At 69.2% G+C, this 15355-nt stretch carries 13 protein-coding genes; 8 read left to right on the forward strand and 5 right to left on the reverse strand.

The genetic code is table 11. The features are described from left to right. Positions 1-2: 2 nt before the first annotated feature. The gene (locus tag ACI7YT_RS13880) at positions 3-788 is read left to right on the forward strand and encodes a 2-keto-4-pentenoate hydratase (protein ID WP_406246162.1); all 786 of its coding nucleotides are present in this window, start codon (positions 3-5) and stop codon (positions 786-788) included. Further along, complete coding sequence (locus ACI7YT_RS13885) at positions 773-1564, forward strand: HpcH/HpaI aldolase/citrate lyase family protein (RefSeq protein ID WP_406246164.1); 792 nt, start codon at positions 773-775, stop codon at positions 1562-1564. Before ACI7YT_RS13880 ends, ACI7YT_RS13885 begins: the two co-directional genes overlap by 16 nt. A 45-nt stretch (positions 1565-1609) precedes the next feature. Here ACI7YT_RS13885 and ACI7YT_RS13890 read toward each other — a convergent pair whose 3' ends face one another. Genes ACI7YT_RS13890 through ACI7YT_RS13910 form a run of 5 tightly spaced genes read right to left on the reverse strand, consistent with a single transcriptional unit; the run spans position 1610 to position 8439 of the window. Beyond that, positions 1610-2797, reverse strand: a complete 1188-nt coding sequence (locus ACI7YT_RS13890) for an ROK family protein (RefSeq protein WP_406246165.1) — start codon at positions 2795-2797, stop codon at positions 1610-1612. A gap of 9 nt (positions 2798-2806) precedes the next feature. Beyond that, positions 2807-5224 (reverse strand): glycoside hydrolase family 3 N-terminal domain-containing protein, encoded by a 2418-nt coding sequence (locus ACI7YT_RS13895; RefSeq protein WP_406246167.1) that lies wholly within the window; start codon positions 5222-5224, stop codon positions 2807-2809. A 22-nt stretch (positions 5225-5246) separates the two neighbouring features. Next, complete coding sequence (locus ACI7YT_RS13900; RefSeq protein ID WP_406246169.1) at positions 5247-6134, reverse strand: carbohydrate ABC transporter permease; 888 nt, start codon at positions 6132-6134, stop codon at positions 5247-5249. Next, positions 6131-7141 (reverse strand): carbohydrate ABC transporter permease, encoded by a 1011-nt coding sequence (locus tag ACI7YT_RS13905; protein WP_406246170.1) that lies wholly within the window; start codon positions 7139-7141, stop codon positions 6131-6133. Before ACI7YT_RS13905 ends, ACI7YT_RS13900 begins: the two co-directional genes overlap by 4 nt. A gap of 8 nt (positions 7142-7149) precedes the next feature. Continuing rightward, positions 7150-8439 carry an extracellular solute-binding protein gene (locus ACI7YT_RS13910; RefSeq protein WP_406246172.1) on the reverse strand — a complete coding sequence of 430 codons (1290 nt, stop codon included), beginning with the start codon at positions 8437-8439 and terminating at the stop codon, positions 7150-7152. A gap of 152 nt (positions 8440-8591) precedes the next feature. Here ACI7YT_RS13910 and ACI7YT_RS13915 point away from each other — a divergent pair, with 152 nt between their 5' ends. The 6 genes from ACI7YT_RS13915 to ACI7YT_RS13940 all read left to right on the forward strand — a co-directional run bounded on the left by ACI7YT_RS13915 (position 8592) and on the right by ACI7YT_RS13940 (position 15351). Beyond that, positions 8592-9590 carry a LacI family DNA-binding transcriptional regulator gene (locus ACI7YT_RS13915; protein WP_406246174.1) on the forward strand — a complete coding sequence of 333 codons (999 nt, stop codon included), beginning with the start codon at positions 8592-8594 and terminating at the stop codon, positions 9588-9590. Positions 9591-9663: 73 nt separating this feature from the next. Then, positions 9664-10854 carry a xylose isomerase gene (xylA, locus tag ACI7YT_RS13920; RefSeq protein ID WP_406246176.1) on the forward strand — a complete coding sequence of 397 codons (1191 nt, stop codon included), beginning with the start codon at positions 9664-9666 and terminating at the stop codon, positions 10852-10854. Between the two features lies 1 nt (position 10855). Continuing rightward, positions 10856-12184, forward strand: a complete 1329-nt coding sequence (xylB, locus tag ACI7YT_RS13925) for a xylulokinase (protein ID WP_406246178.1) — start codon at positions 10856-10858, stop codon at positions 12182-12184. 46 nt (positions 12185-12230) lie between these two features. Further along, entirely contained in the window at positions 12231-13469 is a 1239-nt protein-coding gene (locus ACI7YT_RS13930) for an MFS transporter (protein WP_406246179.1), read from the forward strand. 22 nt (positions 13470-13491) lie between these two features. Continuing rightward, the gene (locus tag ACI7YT_RS13935) at positions 13492-14223 is read left to right on the forward strand and encodes a DUF6882 domain-containing protein (protein WP_406246180.1); all 732 of its coding nucleotides are present in this window, start codon (positions 13492-13494) and stop codon (positions 14221-14223) included. A 39-nt stretch (positions 14224-14262) separates the two neighbouring features. Further along, positions 14263-15351: an N-formylglutamate amidohydrolase gene (locus ACI7YT_RS13940; RefSeq protein ID WP_406246181.1), complete on the forward strand. Its 1089-nt coding sequence runs from the start codon at positions 14263-14265 to the stop codon at positions 15349-15351. Positions 15352-15355 lie beyond the last annotated feature (4 nt).

The raw sequence follows: 15355 nt of genomic DNA on the forward strand, positions 1-15355 counted from the left end.
GGATGCTGACATCCACGCAGATCGCCGACATCGCCGCCGAGCTGGCGGAGGCCGACCGGACGCACGGCGTGATCCCGCGGATCACCGCACGCTTCCCCGAGGCGACGATCGAGGACTCCTACGCGATCCAGGGCGTCTGGCGGGACGCGCAGATCGCCTCCGGACGCCGACTGGTCGGTCGCAAGATCGGCCTGACCTCGAAGGCGATGCAGCAGGCGACCGGCATCACCGAGCCGGACTACGGGGTCATGTTCGACGACACGGTCCACGAATCCGGCGCCGACATCCGGCACGCGAACTTCTCCAACGTGCGCGTCGAGGTCGAGCTGGCGTTCGTGCTCGAGCATCCACTGGAGGGTCCGGACTGCACCCTGGACGATGCCCTCGCCGCGATCGACTACGCGGTCCCGGCGCTCGAGGTGCTGAACTCGCACATCGAGCTCGAGGGACGGACGATCGTCGACACCATCAGCGACAACGCCGCGTACGGTGCGATGGTGCTCGGAACGGTCCGCAAACGGCCGGACGAGATCGACCTGCGCTGGGTACCCGGCGTCCTCAGCCGCAACGGCGAGATCGAGGAGACCGGGGTCGCCGCCGGAGTCCTCGGGCACCCGGCCACCGGCGTCGCGTGGCTGGCGAACAAGTTCCACCAGCACGGCGCGCGTCTGGAGGCCGGAGAGATCATCCTGGCAGGATCGTTCACACGTCCGATGTGGGTCTCCCCCGGGGATCACGTTCTGTGCGACTACCGCGAGATGGGAACGATCGAATGCCGCTTCATCTAGCCCCCTCCTTCCGTTCGCGACTCGCGGATGCCGACCGCTCGCAGATCGGAATGTGGGTCTGCTCCGGCAGCCCCGTGGTCGCCGAGATCGCGGCGGGCTCCGGCCTGGACTGGCTGCTGATCGACATGGAGCACTCGGCGAACTCGCTCGAGAGCGTCCTGCATCAGCTGCAGGCCGTCGCGCCCTATCCCGCCGTGCCGCTGGTGCGCGTGCCGTGGAACGATGCCGTCATCATCAAGCAGGTGCTGGATCTCGGCGCCCAGAACATCATCGTGCCGATGGTCTCGTCCGCTGCCGAGGCCGAAGCCGCCGTGGCGGCGACGAGGTACCCCCCGCACGGTGTGCGCGGTGTCGGCAGCGCGCTCTCGCGCAGCGCGCGCTGGAACCGCGTCGACGGCTACCTGCAGGATGCCGCGACGCACGTCTCGCTGACCGTCCAGATCGAGACGGCCGCCGGAGTCGAGCACGCCGCCGAGATCGCAGCCGTCGACGGCGTGGACGCGGTCTTCGTCGGCCCGTCGGATCTCGCAGCATCCCTCGGACACCTCGGCCAGCAGTCGCATCCGGAAGTTCTGGATGCCGTGGCGCGAACTTTCGCCGCGGTGAAGGGCGCGGGGGCCGCCGTCGGAGTCAACGCCTTCGACCCGGCGGGCGCGGGTGCCTACATCGCCCAGGGCGCGGACTTCGTGGCCGTGGGAGCCGACGTCGCGATGCTCGCGCGCGCGTCCGAGGCCCTCGCGGCGCGGTTCATTCCCGCCGCTCCCCTCGCTCGTTGAGCGAGGACGGCGAAGCCGACCGAGTCGAAACGCAGTTGCTACCGCTCAACGAGCGAGCGGAGCCCGCTCGACGAACGAGTTGGGGTCGGAGAGCAGCGGGGCGAACGCCGCCTCCGCCGCACCGATCAGGAGGCGATCAGCGCCGAGCGCCGCCGCGCGCAGCTCGACCTGCTCGGCCGGCGCCTCCAGCGCACCGGCGCGCACGTCGGCATCGAACGCCTCCGGATCACGGTCTCGCAGCATGGCGAGGAACCCGCCGAGCACCACGATCGATGGATTCAGCACGTTGACGGCATTGGCGAGCGCCGCGATCAGGATGCGGCGCTGCCGATCGATCTCGGCGACGACGCCCTGGTCACTCGTCGCCGCGAGCACCACGGCCAGCGCCGCGTCGTCCACCGCACCGAGTCGCGCCGTCTGCAGCAGCCGCGCACGGTTGACCTCATCCTCCAGGACGCCGCCGTCCGTCCGGCGATCCTCGTCGGACAGGATGCCGGGGCGCGTCTGTCCCCACTCCCCGGCGTAGCCGCCGGCACCGGAGATGAGCTGGCCATCCAGGATGAGGCCGCCGCCGATGCCGCTCGCACCGCCGTTCAGGTAGACGACGTCTCGGTGCTCGCGCGCGGCACCGAACAGCCGCTCGGCTCGCGCGCCGAGGGACGCGTCATTGTCGATCAGCACGGGGAGCCCGAGCGCGGCGCTCAACTGGTCGGCGATCGGTTCGTCGTGCCAGCCGAGGTGGGGGGCGAGACGCACGATCCCGTCGTCTGCTCGCACGAGCCCCGGCACGGCGAGCCCGACGCCGACGATGCGCACGCGCGGCGAACCGGCCTGCCAGCCCTCGACGAATCGCGACACCGCATCGACGACGTCCGCCGGAGTCGGCGGCCGGACGAAGGCGACGCGGGTGCGCTCCTGGACCGTCCCGCCCAGCGAGATCACGCCGATCTCGATCGCGTCGACCTCGGGGTTCACGGCGATCGCCACGACATCCGGGCTCGGTGCGACGATCGGCGACGGCCGCCCGACGCGACGCGTGGCATCCGGCTCCTGCTCCACGACGAGACCGCGCGTCGCGAGCTCCGACACGAGGTCGGCGACCGTCGAACGGTTCAGTCCGGTGTCGGCCGTGATCGTCGCACGCGAGCGTGCACCGTGATGGTGCACCAGGCGCAGCACCTCGCCGAGATTGGTCCGGCGTACGCCTTCGACCGTCGTCGCTCGTTCGTTCATCCGCCCAGGCTATCGAGGCTCTGCCGCGACGCTCGCTTCTTCGACCACGACGGACACGATTCGCGCATCCGCCGCCGTCACCGCGTGCACGTCTCCGGTCAGCGTCACGACCCGCGCATCGGTCGCGATTCCGCCGATGTCGCGGCGCACAGCGGCCCGTTCGTTGGAGATGGCACCTCCGGTCGCGTCGGAGATCTCGCCTCCGGCCGAGGCCTCGGCGTGCGACCCCGCCCACACGTGCACCTCGCCCGGCTCGACGACTCTGGTCATGGCGCGATTCGTGAACGCGAAGCGTGCCGCGGGGACCTCGAACCGCACGGTGCGGCTCTCCCCCGGTGCCAGCTCGACGCGCGCGTACGCGAGCAGCTGTGCGACCGGACGGGTGAGGGATGCCGAGACGTCCCTGCCGTACAGCTGCACGACATCCGCGCCGTCACGGTCGCCGGTGTTCGTCACCACGACGGATGCCGTGAAGACGCCGTCGGTGGCGGCATCCTCCGACGTCGAGAAATCGTCGTAGGCGAACGTCGTGTACGAGAGTCCGAAGCCGAACGGCCGCAACGGCGTCGAGTCGAGGGCTGTCACCGCCGACGGCCCTCCCAGCAGGGGCCGGAGGTAGCTGTACGGCTGCGCACCGGAGGACCGGGGCAGGCTCACCGGCATCCGACCGGACGGCGAGACATCGCCGATCAGCACCTCGGCGATGGCCGTGCCTCCCGCCTCCCCGGGGAAGAACGCCTGCAGCACGGCGGCGGGCCGCGGCCCGTCGGCGTCGAGCGCCCAGTCGATCGCGTACGGACGGCCCGTGATCAGCACGACCACGACCGGGGTCCCCGTCGCGACCAGGGATTCGACGAGCTCGCGCTGCACGCCCGGCAGCTCGAGCGAGTCGACGTCGTTGCCCTCGCCGACCGTCCCGCGGCCGAAGAGACCGGCCTGATCGCCGACCACGACGACCGCGACGTCGGCGGATGCCGCCGCCTGTGCGGCGCCCTCGAACCCGGATCTGTCGTGCCCTTCGACTTCTGCACCCCGGACGTGGACGATCTCCGCATCGGGGAGCGCCGCGGCCAGCGCCTCTCGCACCGTGGGGATCTCGAACCCGATCACGTGCTCGGGGTGGTGCGCGAGCACATGGTTCGCGAACGAGTAGCACCCCTGGAGCGCGTCGACGCGGTCGGCGTTCGGACCGATCAGCGCGATTCGGCGTGCCGTGCGCGCGAGCGGCAGCGCGCCGTCGTTCGACAGCAGCACGAGCGACTCCGCAGCCAGGCGCCGCGCGACCTCACGATGCCGAGGCGTGTCGAGGTCGATCGCGGTCGGCGGCTCGTCCTCGAAGGCATCGGGCTCGAGCAGCCCGAGATCCTCCTTCTGCGTCAGCACGCGGATCACCGCGCGATCGATGTAGCGCTCATCGAACGCACCGGACCGGACCCGCTCGATCAGCGGTGCGAGATAGGCATCGCCGGAGGGGAGTTCGACGTCGATCCCGGCGATGAGCGCGAGCTCCGCCGCCTCGCCGCGGTCGGCCGCGACGGCGTGCATGACCTCGAGGAACGCCACGGCGAAGTAGTCCGCGACCACGACGCCGTCGAAGCCGAGCTTCTCTCGCAGCAGCCCGGTCAGCAGATCCGGGTCGGCCGCCACCGGCATCCCGTCGATCTCGGCGTAGCTGTTCATGACGCTGCGGACGCCGCCGTCGCGGATCGCCATCTCGAACGGCGGGAGGAACACGTCGGACACTTCGCGCGGCCCCGCCGGTACCGGCGCGTGGTTGCGGCCGGCGCGCGAGCCGGAGTATCCGAGGAAGTGCTTCAGCGTCGCGTGCACCCCCGACGACTGCAGGCCCTGCACGAACGCCGTGCCGACGGTCCCCACCAGATACGGGTCCTCGCCGATGCACTCGTCCACGCGTCCCCACCGAGGGTCGCGCACGACGTCGAGCACCGGCGCCAGCCCCTGATGGATGCCGAGGCTGCGCATGGATTCCCCGATCAGCGCCGACATCTCGGCGACCAGTTCCGGGTCGAACGACGCCCCCCAGGCCAGCGGCGTGGGGAACGTCGCCGCCTTCCAGGCTGCCAGCCCCGTCAGGCACTCCTCGTGCACGATCGCCGGGATGCCGAGGCGGGTCTCGTTCCTCAGTCGCCGCTGCTCGGTCCAGAGCCAGGCGGCGCGCTCCGCGGCATCCACCGGCCTCGTGCCGTACACCCTGGTGTAGTGGCCGATGCCGTCGCGCGTGATCTCGGCGAGCGTGTCGCCGGCGGCGGCGCCGGCCATCTCGTTCTGCATGGGTGCGACGACCTCGCCGCCGCGGTCGAGCCAGTAGCCGACGAGCTGCGCGGCCTTCTCCTCCAGCGTCATGCGCGCGACGAGGTCGGCGACGCGCTCCGAAGGGGTCGGGAATGCGGGGATGTCCGCGGTCATTGAGGTCTCCATGGGTCGTGCGTCAGCCCTTGACTGCGCCGGTCAGACCGCCGACGATGCGGCGCTCGAACATGCTGAAGAAGATCAGTGCCGGCAGCATCGACAGCGACGTGTACGCGAGCACACGCGCGGTGTCGACCGAGTACTGCGACGCGAAGTTCTGCACGCCGAGCGGCAGGGTGAAGAGGCTGGAATCGTTCAGGATGAACAGCGGCAGCATGTAGCCGTTCCAGGCGCCGATGAACGCCAGGATGCCGACGGTGATGACACCCGGCAGGCTCAGCGGGACCACCATGCGCCAGAAGAATCCGAGACGCGAGGCGCCGTCGATCGACGCCGCCTCCTCGAGCTCCTTCGGGATCGCCCGCAGGAACGGCACGAGGATGATGATCGTCGTCGGCAGCGCGAATGCGATCTGCGGCAGGATGATGCCGGCGAGGCTGTTCACGAGGCCGAGGTTGCGGATCAGCAGGTACAGCGGCGTGATCGCGACCGTCACGGGGAACATGAGCCCGGCGGCGAACACGGAGTACATCACGGCCTTGCCGGAGAAGTTGTACCGCGCGATCACGTAGCTCGCCATGACGCCGAGGATGACGGCGCCGAGTGTGGTGCCGACCGCCGAGATCGTGGAGTTCAACATCGCCGTCCAGAACTCGCTGCTGGCGAGCACGTCGGTGTAGTTCGTGACCTGCCACGGATCCGGCCAGGCGGCCGGGTCGTTCGTGATCTGCGAGTTCGTGCGGAATCCGCCGATGATGATGTACAGCAGCGGGGTGACGCAGATGGTGATGAGCACGAGCGCGATCAGGTAGACGCCCGGGCTGCCCCACTTCACGCCGGATGCCGCACGACGGCGCCGAGGGCCGATGGCCTGGATGGCCACGGAGGTCTTGAGTGTGTCGGTCATCGCCTGCGACCCTTTCGGCTGTCTCCGGTCAGTGCGCCCTCGGTGTCGCGCCGCAGCACGAACCGCTGATAGATGAGGGCGACGACCATCGAGATGAGGAACAGCATCACGGCGACGGCGTTGCCGTAGCCGTAGTTCCCGGCCAGGTGGCCGTTCTGGTACATGTACGTGGCCATGGTCGATGTCCCGGCCGTGGCTGCGATGTACTGACCCCAGATGATGTTGACGAGGTCGAACAGCTGCAGCGCGCCGATGATCGACAGGAACGCCCAGATGCGGATGGTCGGCCCGAGCAACGGCAGCGTGATGCTCCACTGCGTCCGCCAGAAGCCGGCCCCGTCGATGGCGGCGGCTTCGTACAGCTCCTCCGGAATCGACTGCATGCCCGCGAGCATGAGGATCACGGCGAAGCCGATGTACTTCCAGGTGATGATGACCATGAGCGACCACATCGCGATCGACGGGTCGGCGATCCAGGAGTTCTGCCACGACTCGAGGCCGATCTTCTCCAGGAACGAGTTCAGCGCGCCCGCATCCTGGAGCATCAGGCTCCAGCCGGTGCCGACCACGACCTCCGCGATGACGTACGGGGCGAAGATCAGCACGCGGATCACCGAGCGTCCGCGGATCTTCTGGTTCAGCAGCAGGGCGAACAGGATCGCGATCGGTCCCTGCATGATGAGCGAGAGGATCACGATGATGAAGTTGTGCAGCACGGCCTGCCGGAACGTCTCGTCCTGCAGCATGAGCACGTAGTTCTCGAGTCCGACGAACTCGGTGGGCCAGCCGAAGCCGTTCCACTTGAAGAAGCCGTAGAAGCCCGCCATCAGCACCGGGAAGATGACGAAGCCGAGGAAGACCAGCAGAGCGGGGCCTGCAAGCAGCACGATCTCGCCGCGCTTGCGCCAATCAGGCCGCGGGGATCGCCGTGCCGGGACCTGTTCGGTCCCGGCACGGGTGCTGCTCGCAGGCGCTGGGGTCTCCGTCAGCGCCTGTGAATCGGTCATGGTGCGGATCAGCCCCTGGCCGCCGCGGCGCTGACCGTCTCGACCAGCTTCTCCGGGGAGCCCTGGCCGGCGAGCATCTCGACGACGCTGGTGTTCAGCGCGTTGCCGACGTTCTGACCGAGCGACGTGTCCAGCCACAGCGACACGTACGGCGCCTCGCTGTACGCCGCCATGAGCGGCTCGAGCGACGGGTCGGTCACGGCGCCTGCGGCATCCTTCGACGCGGGGATCGTCTGGAAGGCGACCGCGTACTTCTCCTGCCATTGCTTCGACGAGACGAAGTTCAGGAAGTCCTCGCAGGACTCGGGCGCGTCAGCGGCGCACGAGTATCCGTCGGCGCCGCCCATCATGGCGCCGGGGGTTCCGTCGCCGCCGTCGACCTCGGGGAACGGGAACCAGTCGAGGTCCGCGAGCGGCTTCTGGTCCGGAGTGAGGCTGGCGATCACGCCGACATCCCAGGCGCCCATGAGCTCCATGGCGGCCTTGTGGTTGGCGACCAGGCCGGCGGACGAGTTGGCGCCCTCCTGCGCGGAGGTGGTGAGGAAGCCCTCGTTGAACGGCTCGATCGAGGCGAACTCGTTCAGGTTCTCGGCCGCTTCCAGCCAGCATCCGTCTTCGAAGTCGGGCTCGGTCGCGAGGTTCTGCACGACGTCCTGGCCGCAGGCGCGCAGCGCGAAGAAGTAGTACCAGTGCGCAGCGGGCCACGCGTCCTTCGCGCCGAGCGCGATGGGCTGGATGCCGGCTGCCTTGAGCTTGTCGACAGCATCGGCGAGGTCGTCCAAGGTGGTCGGCGTCTCGGTGATGCCGGCCTGAGCGAACAGGTCCTTGCTGTAGAAGATGCCGCCGGGAAGGACGGCACTCGGCACGCCGTAGATCTTGTCGTCGACCGTGAAGGCGCTGAACGCCGCGTCGCCGAAGGAAGACTTGACGTCGTCGTCGATGAGGTCGGTGAGGTCCTTCACCTTGCCGGCCGACACGATGTCGGCGAGCTTGCCGCCACCGCGCGCCATGAAGATGTCGGGCATGTCGCCGGAGTTGACGGCGGTCTGGAGCTTGCCGTCCATGTCCTCGTTCTGGATCGAGGTCACCTTGATGGTGACGTCGGGGTTCTCCTCGTTGTAGGCGGCAGCCGCGTCCTCCCAGTACTGCTTGCCGTCACCGGTCGTGGAGTTGTGCCACATCGTGAGAGTGCCGCTGTCGCCGCCGTCGCCGCTCCCGCCGGCGGTGCAGCCGGTCAGAGCGAGCATCCCCAGCGCCGCGACGGCCGTGCCGGCGGCCAATGCCTTGCGCATCTTCATGCTGTGTTCTCCTCTTCATCGAGTCGTGCGGCCGGCGGAACGCATTTGTTGCCAGCCACACCAATGTGTTGTGCGCACCACTCTGGCACCGCCGACGCGCTCATGTCAAACGATATCGATAACGTTTTCTATTCATTCGTTAGGCTGACCCCATGAACCGACGGCCCACCATCACCGACGTCGCCCTCGCAGCGGGGGTCTCCGTCGCGACGGTCTCCAAGGCGATCAACGGCCGCGACGGCGTATCCGCGACCACGCTCGCCCACGTCCTCGGCGTCGTCGCCGAGCTCGGGTACGAGAGCTCGCTCGTCGCCACGTCGATGCGACGCGGCCGCACGAACGTGATCGGAGTGCTGGTCGCCGAGTTCGAGCCGTTCGCCCTGCAGCTGCTCCGCGGCGTCTCCGCGGCACTGCAGGACACGCCGTACGACGTACTCGCCTACGCCGGCAGCGTCTCCGCCGGCGATCACCTCGGCTGGGAGCGCCGGTCGCTGTCGCGGCTGGGCGGCACCCTGATCGACGGCGCGATCCTCGTCACCCCGACGGCGATGCCGACCCAGGCGGCGATCCCCTTGGTGGCGGTCGACCCGCACACCGGCCCCGACGGTCCAGCCACGGTCTCGGTCGAGAACGTCACCGGCGCCCGAGCCGCCACCGAGTACCTGATCTCACTCGGACACCGCCGGATCGCCCACCTCCGCGGACGCACCGACCTGGAATCCGCCCACCAGCGCGAGCGCGGCTACCGTGAGGCGCTGAAGAACGCCGGCATCCGCTACGACCGCGCACTCGTCGCCGAGGGCGGCTATCGGACGGCCTCCGCGACCGCGGGTGCGCACGCCCTGCTCGATCTCGCCGACCGACCGACCGCCGTCTTCGCCGCGAACGATCTGTCGGCGATCGAGATGATGCGCGTAGCCGGCGAACGCGGGCTGCACGTCCCGACCGATCTGTCCGTCGTGGGCTTCGACGACATCCCCGAGGCGGCATCGCACACCCCGCAGCTCACGACGGTGCGCCAGCCGCTGGCGGAGATGGGGTCGTCCGCGGTCGGCATGCTCCTGGAGATGCTCCGCGGCGGCGAAGCCGAGCACATCCAGATGCCTGCGGAACTGATCGTCCGCAGTTCCACCGCCGCACCGGCCGACTGACATTGCGGAATGCGCATTCGGTTGATATGTTCTAGTTCACAACAATTCACCACCGACGTTGAAAGCGACCCCCATGTCTCTCACTCCCACTCGCGAAGACAAGTTCTCGTTCGGCCTCTGGACGATCGGCTACAACGGCACCGACCCGTTCGGCGGCCCGACCCGGCCCGCCCTCGACGTCGTCCACGCCGTCGAGAAGCTCTCCGAACTCGGCGCCTACGGCCTGACGTTCCACGATGACGACCTGTTCGCGTTCGGATCCACCGACGCCGAGCGTCAGAAGCAGATCGACCGCCTGAAGGGCGCTCTCGCCGACACGGGTCTGATCGTGCCGATGGTGACCACCAACCTCTTCAGCGCTCCGGTCTTCAAGGACGGCGGCTTCACCTCCAACGATCGCGACGTGCGCCGCTACGCGCTGCGCAAGGTCTTCCGCCAGCTCGACCTCGGTGCCGAGCTCGGCGCCAAGACGTTCGTGATGTGGGGCGGCCGCGAGGGCGCCGAGTACGACTCCGCCAAGGACGTCCGTGCAGCCCTCGAGCGCTACCGCGAGGCCGTCAACCTGCTCGGCGACTACGTCACCGACAAGGGCTACGACATCCGCTTCGCCATCGAGCCCAAGCCGAACGAGCCGCGCGGCGACATCCTGCTCCCCACGCTCGGCCACGCGATCGCCTTCATCGACTCGCTCGAGCGCCCCGAACTCGTCGGCGTCAACCCCGAGGTCGGCCACGAGCAGATGGCAGGGCTGAACTTCACCGCCGGCATCGCGCAGGCGCTTTTCCACGGGAAGCTCTTCCACATCGACCTCAACGGCCAGCGCGGCATCAAGTACGACCAGGACCTGGTGTTCGGCCACGGCGACCTGCACAACGCCTTCTCGCTCGTCGACCTGCTCGAGAACGGCGGCCCCGGCGGCGTGCCCGCCTACGAGGGCCCCCGTCACTTCGACTACAAGCCGAGCCGCACCGAGGACGAGACCGGAGTCTGGGACTCCGCCGCAGCCAACATGCGCACGTACCTGCTGCTCAAGGAGCGCGCAGCCGCGTTCCGCGCGGACCCCGAGGTTCAGGAGGCGCTCGCCGCAGCCAAGGTCGACGAGCTGTCGACCCCGACGCTGAATGACGGCGAGAGCTACGACGCCTTCCTCGCCGACCGTTCGGCGTACGAGGACTTCGACGCTGACGCCTACCTGGGCGGCAAGGGCTTCGGATTCGTCCGCCTGCAGCAGCTCGCGACCGAGCACCTGCTCGGAGCCCGCTGAGATGACGCTGGTCGCCGGAGTCGATTCGTCGACGCAGAGCTGCAAGGTCGTCATCCGCGATGCGTCGACGGGAGCCGTGGTGCGGACGGGGCGCGCTTCGCACCCCGACGGCACCGAGGTCGCACCCTCGGCATGGTGGGATGCCCTGCAGAGCGCGCTTTCGGATGCCGGAGGGCTGACGGATGTCGCAGCGATCGGCATCGGCGGCCAGCAGCACGGACTCGTGGCGCTCGACGCCGACGGTCGCGTCATCCGCGACGCACTGCTGTGGAACGACACGCGCTCGGCGGATGCCGCCGCGGCGCTCACCGAAGAGGTGGGCGCCGCGGAGTTCGCGCGCCGCACCGGACTGGTTCCGGTCGCGTCGTTCACCGTGACCAAGCTGCGCTGGCTCGCGGACGCGGAGCCGGCGAACGCCGCACGCGTGGCCGCCGTCGCGCTGCCGCACGACTGGCTGACGTGGCGCCTTCGGGGTTACGGTCCCGCTGACGAGAGTGCGCTGGGTCCGGATCTGTCCGAGCTCGTCACCGATCGCTCCGATGCCAGCGGCACGGGGTACTTCGATCCGGTGAGCGACGCATACGACCGCGAGCTGCTCGCGCGCGCCCTGCGCCGGGATGCCGCGGACATCGTGCTCCCCCGCGTGCTCGGACCCGCCGAACACGTCGCGGGTCCCGACGGCCTCGTCGTCTCGGCCGGCGCTGGCGACAACGCCGCCGCTGCGCTCGGCCTCGGCGCGCGTTCCGGAGATGTCGGCGTGTCGATCGGGACGAGCGGCACCGTGTTCGCCGTCACCGACGCACCAGTGGTCGATCCCAGCGGCACGGTCGCCGGGTTCGCGGATGCCTCTGGGGCACGCCTGCCGATCGTCACGACCCTGAACGCCGCACGCGTGTTCGACGTCACCGCCGCGCTGCTGGGCGTCGACCACGAAGAATTCTCACGTCTCGCCCTGGCGGCGGCCCCGGGAGCAGATGATCTCTCGCTGCAGCCGTGGTTCGAGGGCGAGCGGACGCCGAACCGTCCGGACGCGACCGCAACGCTGTCGGGCATGACGCTCGCCTCGACGACGCGCGAGAACCTCGCGCGCGCCGCGATCGAAGGCGTGCTGAAAGGGCTGGCCTTCGGCCTGGACGCGATGCGCGAGCACGGCGTCACGGCCGAGCGCGTGCTGCTCATCGGCGGCGCCGCGCAGAGCCCCGCGGTCTCGGCGATCGCCGCAGAGATCTTCGACGCCCCCGTCGTCGTGCCCGAACCGGGCGAGTACGTCGCTCAGGGTGCGGCTGTCCAGGCGGCCTGGGCTCTCACCGGCATCCGCCCCGCCTGGTGACCCGAGGGGGATGCCAGGATAGAAGGATGCCGACGAGAACGCTCCGATGATCCGCGGGCTCGCCGCGATGCAGGACCGCAGCTTCCGCTGGTTCTTCATCGCCAGGGCGATCACCATGACGACCGGCTCGATGTCGTCGATCGCTCTCGCGTTCGCGGTCCTCGAGATCGACAACGATGCGCGCTCGCTGTCGTACGTGCTCGCGGCGTTCACGGTGAGCAACATCGTCTTCATCCTGTTCGGCGGCGTCGTCGCCGATCGGATGCCGCGGGCCCTCGTCATCCAGACCTGCTACGTCATCGACATCCTCTCCGTCGGCGCGATGGCGACGCTGCTGTTCACGGGGACCGCCACCGTGCCGCTGCTCGTGATGCTGTCGATCGTGACCGGCGCATCGACGGCGTTCGTCATGCCCGCGATGCAGGGCATCATCCCTCAACTGACCACGCCGGAGCATCTGCAGCAGGCCAACGCGATGCTGTCTTTCGTGCGGTCCACCGTCACGATCGGCGGTCCGATCATCGCCGGCATCCTCGTCACGGCGGTCGGCCCGGCCTGGGCGATGGTCGTCCAGGTCGTCGGCTGGCTCGTCGCGATTCCCGTCCTCGCGCTCGTGAAGCTGCCGCCGCCCGCCAGTAACGGGGGTTCGACGCTCTTCCACGACCTCCGCCTGGGCTGGAACGAATTCTGGAGCCGCACCTGGCTGTGGACGATCGTCCTCGCCTTCATGGTCATGAACGCGATCCATGTCGGAGCGTGGAGCGTCGCAGGGCCCTACATCGCGAAGAACGACGAACGGCTCGGCATCGCTGGCTGGGGCTGGGTGCTCAGCGCCGAGGGCGTCGGCATCCTGCTGATGACGCTCGTGCTCATGTGGGTGCCGCTGAAGCGTCCGCTGCGGTTGGGGATGATCGGCATGGCGATGTTCGCGATCCCGCTGACGATGCTGGGCGTGCATCCGGCAGTCGTGCTGCTCGCGATCGCGGCCTTCCTCGCCGGCGTCGGACACGAGGTGTTCAGCACCGGCTGGAACGTCGCCATGATGGAGAACATCCCCGTCGACCGGCTGTCACGAGTGTCGAGCTACGACATGCTCGGAAGTTTCGTGGTGATGCCGATCGGCACGCTCATCTACGGCTGGCTGATCACGCACGCCGATGTCTCGACCGTGCTCATCGCCTCAGGCGTCCTCTACGCCGTCATCGCGCTCGCGACCCTCGTCGTGCCGAGCGTGTGGCGGATGGGCCGCGTGGCGGTGCCGGAGAAGCAACTGGCGGATTCATAGCGTCCCAGGCCAGGATGGACCCATGAGCTTCGCCGCACTCCAGCCCCTGGCCGACCGGGCCGCCCTGTTCACCGCCCTCCGCCAGGACGCGCTCGTCACGGCCACCGATGCTCTCGGCGAGCACCGCTGGGACGCCGACCTGAATGCCGGCACCCTCACCTTCACGGCGAACGACGACGCCACGAAGCAATTCGTCACGAAGCCCCACCTCATCGCGACGCTGGCCCCTGGCCCTCGTTCCCTGCTGTGGGCCTGGGCGCACCCGCAGGGAGACGCCCAGGGCGTCGCGGCGCAGCTGCGCGACTACGGCCAGCAGTACGGCATCGCCGAGCTGACCCAGGCGGAGCTCCCGTTCCCGGACGACGCCGGAGAGGATGCCGAGGGGTGGATCGCGCAGGCGACCCACGTGATCGGCTCCGTCGCCGTCGAGATCACCGGACGCTCGCCGTACTACTCCGCACCGGTCGGCGGCGGCACGCGCGCCGTCTTCCTGCTGGATGCGCCGCTCGCTCCGCTCACGGTGTCGGATGCCGTCATCGCCGCACCCCGCATGCTCTCGACTCTGAATCTGCCGGATGCCCGGTCGTCGGTGTGGGATGCCGCGCGCCTGGCCGGCTGGAACCTGGAGTGGACCGACGAAGCGTTCTCGGGCGCCGTGGTCAGCGACGCGACAGGTTCGGCGACGTTCCGCTTCGACGAGCAGGCGCGCATCACAGGCATCGAGGGCTCGATGGGCGGCGGCGCTCCCGCCTGACCCCTGGGCGCGGCGACCGCTGGTCGCTAGCATGAGCGCATGTCCGCACTGGAGCTGATCCCCGCCGGCAAGACCTTCACCGAGGCCGAGATCGTCGTCTACGCCGATGCCGGAGGCCGTTCGCTGGACGAGGCGATCCGCGATGCCGATGTGCTCATCAGCTGTCCGCACGCGGGAGCCGCGATCCCGGCAGAGATCGCCGAGTTCCTCTCCCCCGCGCTGACACGTCGGCTGCAGTTCGACTTCACCGACGTCGCCACGGATGCGATCGTCCGCCGCTGGGCGTCGCAGGATCCGCGCGTCGTCGCCGTGCTCAATCCGCATCCTCGCCTGGTCCGCGATCCGAACAGGGCCAAGCCGGCCGACGTCGCGGCCTCGCTCACAGAGGCGATCGAGCGCACCAGAGCGGCCGGCGCCTGGCAGAAGGTCGATCTCACCGGCGTCGACGCGATCCGCCCCGTGACGTTCTCGTTCTTCCCGATCCTGCAGGTGCCGGACACGGATGCCGGGCTCCACGCCCTCGTCGACGCCTTCGTCGAGGTCGCCGAACGCGGACTCGGCGTGTACGAGAGCATCCGCGACGACCTCACCGAGCGCTTCGTCGCCGAGAAGCTGCGCACGGGAGGGCGCTTCACTCGACTGTCGTTCCACGACACGATGAACACGACGACGACGAAGGACGGAGCCGTGAACGTCCCCCGAGACCAGAAGGATCGGCTGCCGGACGTCGTGGCGCTGTCCAATCGCGGCGATGCCAGGGGCGAGGAGCGCGACCCCGCCGATCCGCCGACCATGGAACCCGGCCGTCTGCGCATCCTCGCCGAGGCGCATCGCGCGGGGTTCGCGACCGGGGTTCCCACCGACGTGGCGCTGAACAAGCCGTATCTGGGCAGTCAGGAGATCCTGGCTGCGGGCGTCCGGTTCCGCGAGCTCGCAGATCAGGCGCACGCCGCCGGCGCGCACTTCGACGCCGTCCAGGCCGAGTTCCGACGCGAGTTCCTGCTCGGCGATGCCGCCGTGGCCGAGTTGCACGAACCGGGGACGGACTGGATCACCGAGGACCCGGTGCACGTCGACGATGTCGCGGGCGCGTGCCGATCGGCCTGGGATCTCTACCGCGAGTTCTGAGTGC

It is taken from the genome of Microbacterium sp. M, assembly GCF_045181065.1.
Lineage (GTDB): Bacteria > Actinomycetota > Actinomycetes > Actinomycetales > Microbacteriaceae > Microbacterium.

Bases quoted from the DNA above. Each gene is read 5' to 3' on its own strand.
- ACI7YT_RS13895 (WP_406246167.1), bottom strand. From the start codon at position 5,224: ATGACCGCGGACATCCCCGCATTCCCGACCCCTTCGGAGCGCGTCGCC.
- xylB (WP_406246178.1), top strand. From the start codon at position 10,856: ATGACGCTGGTCGCCGGAGTCGATTCGTCGACGCAGAGCTGCAAGGTC.
- ACI7YT_RS13890 (WP_406246165.1), bottom strand. From the start codon at position 2,797: ATGAACGAACGAGCGACGACGGTCGAAGGCGTACGCCGGACCAATCTC.
- xylA (WP_406246176.1), top strand. From the start codon at position 9,664: ATGTCTCTCACTCCCACTCGCGAAGACAAGTTCTCGTTCGGCCTCTGG.
- ACI7YT_RS13915 (WP_406246174.1), top strand. From the start codon at position 8,592: ATGAACCGACGGCCCACCATCACCGACGTCGCCCTCGCAGCGGGGGTC.
- ACI7YT_RS13940 (WP_406246181.1), top strand. From the start codon at position 14,263: ATGTCCGCACTGGAGCTGATCCCCGCCGGCAAGACCTTCACCGAGGCC.
- ACI7YT_RS13935 (WP_406246180.1), top strand. From the start codon at position 13,492: ATGAGCTTCGCCGCACTCCAGCCCCTGGCCGACCGGGCCGCCCTGTTC.
- ACI7YT_RS13885 (WP_406246164.1), top strand. From the start codon at position 773: ATGCCGCTTCATCTAGCCCCCTCCTTCCGTTCGCGACTCGCGGATGCC.
- ACI7YT_RS13900 (WP_406246169.1), bottom strand. From the start codon at position 6,134: ATGACCGACACACTCAAGACCTCCGTGGCCATCCAGGCCATCGGCCCT.
- ACI7YT_RS13910 (WP_406246172.1), bottom strand. From the start codon at position 8,439: ATGAAGATGCGCAAGGCATTGGCCGCCGGCACGGCCGTCGCGGCGCTG.
- ACI7YT_RS13930 (WP_406246179.1), top strand. From the start codon at position 12,231: ATGATCCGCGGGCTCGCCGCGATGCAGGACCGCAGCTTCCGCTGGTTC.
- ACI7YT_RS13880 (WP_406246162.1), top strand. From the start codon at position 3: ATGCTGACATCCACGCAGATCGCCGACATCGCCGCCGAGCTGGCGGAG.
- ACI7YT_RS13905 (WP_406246170.1), bottom strand. From the start codon at position 7,141: ATGACCGATTCACAGGCGCTGACGGAGACCCCAGCGCCTGCGAGCAGC.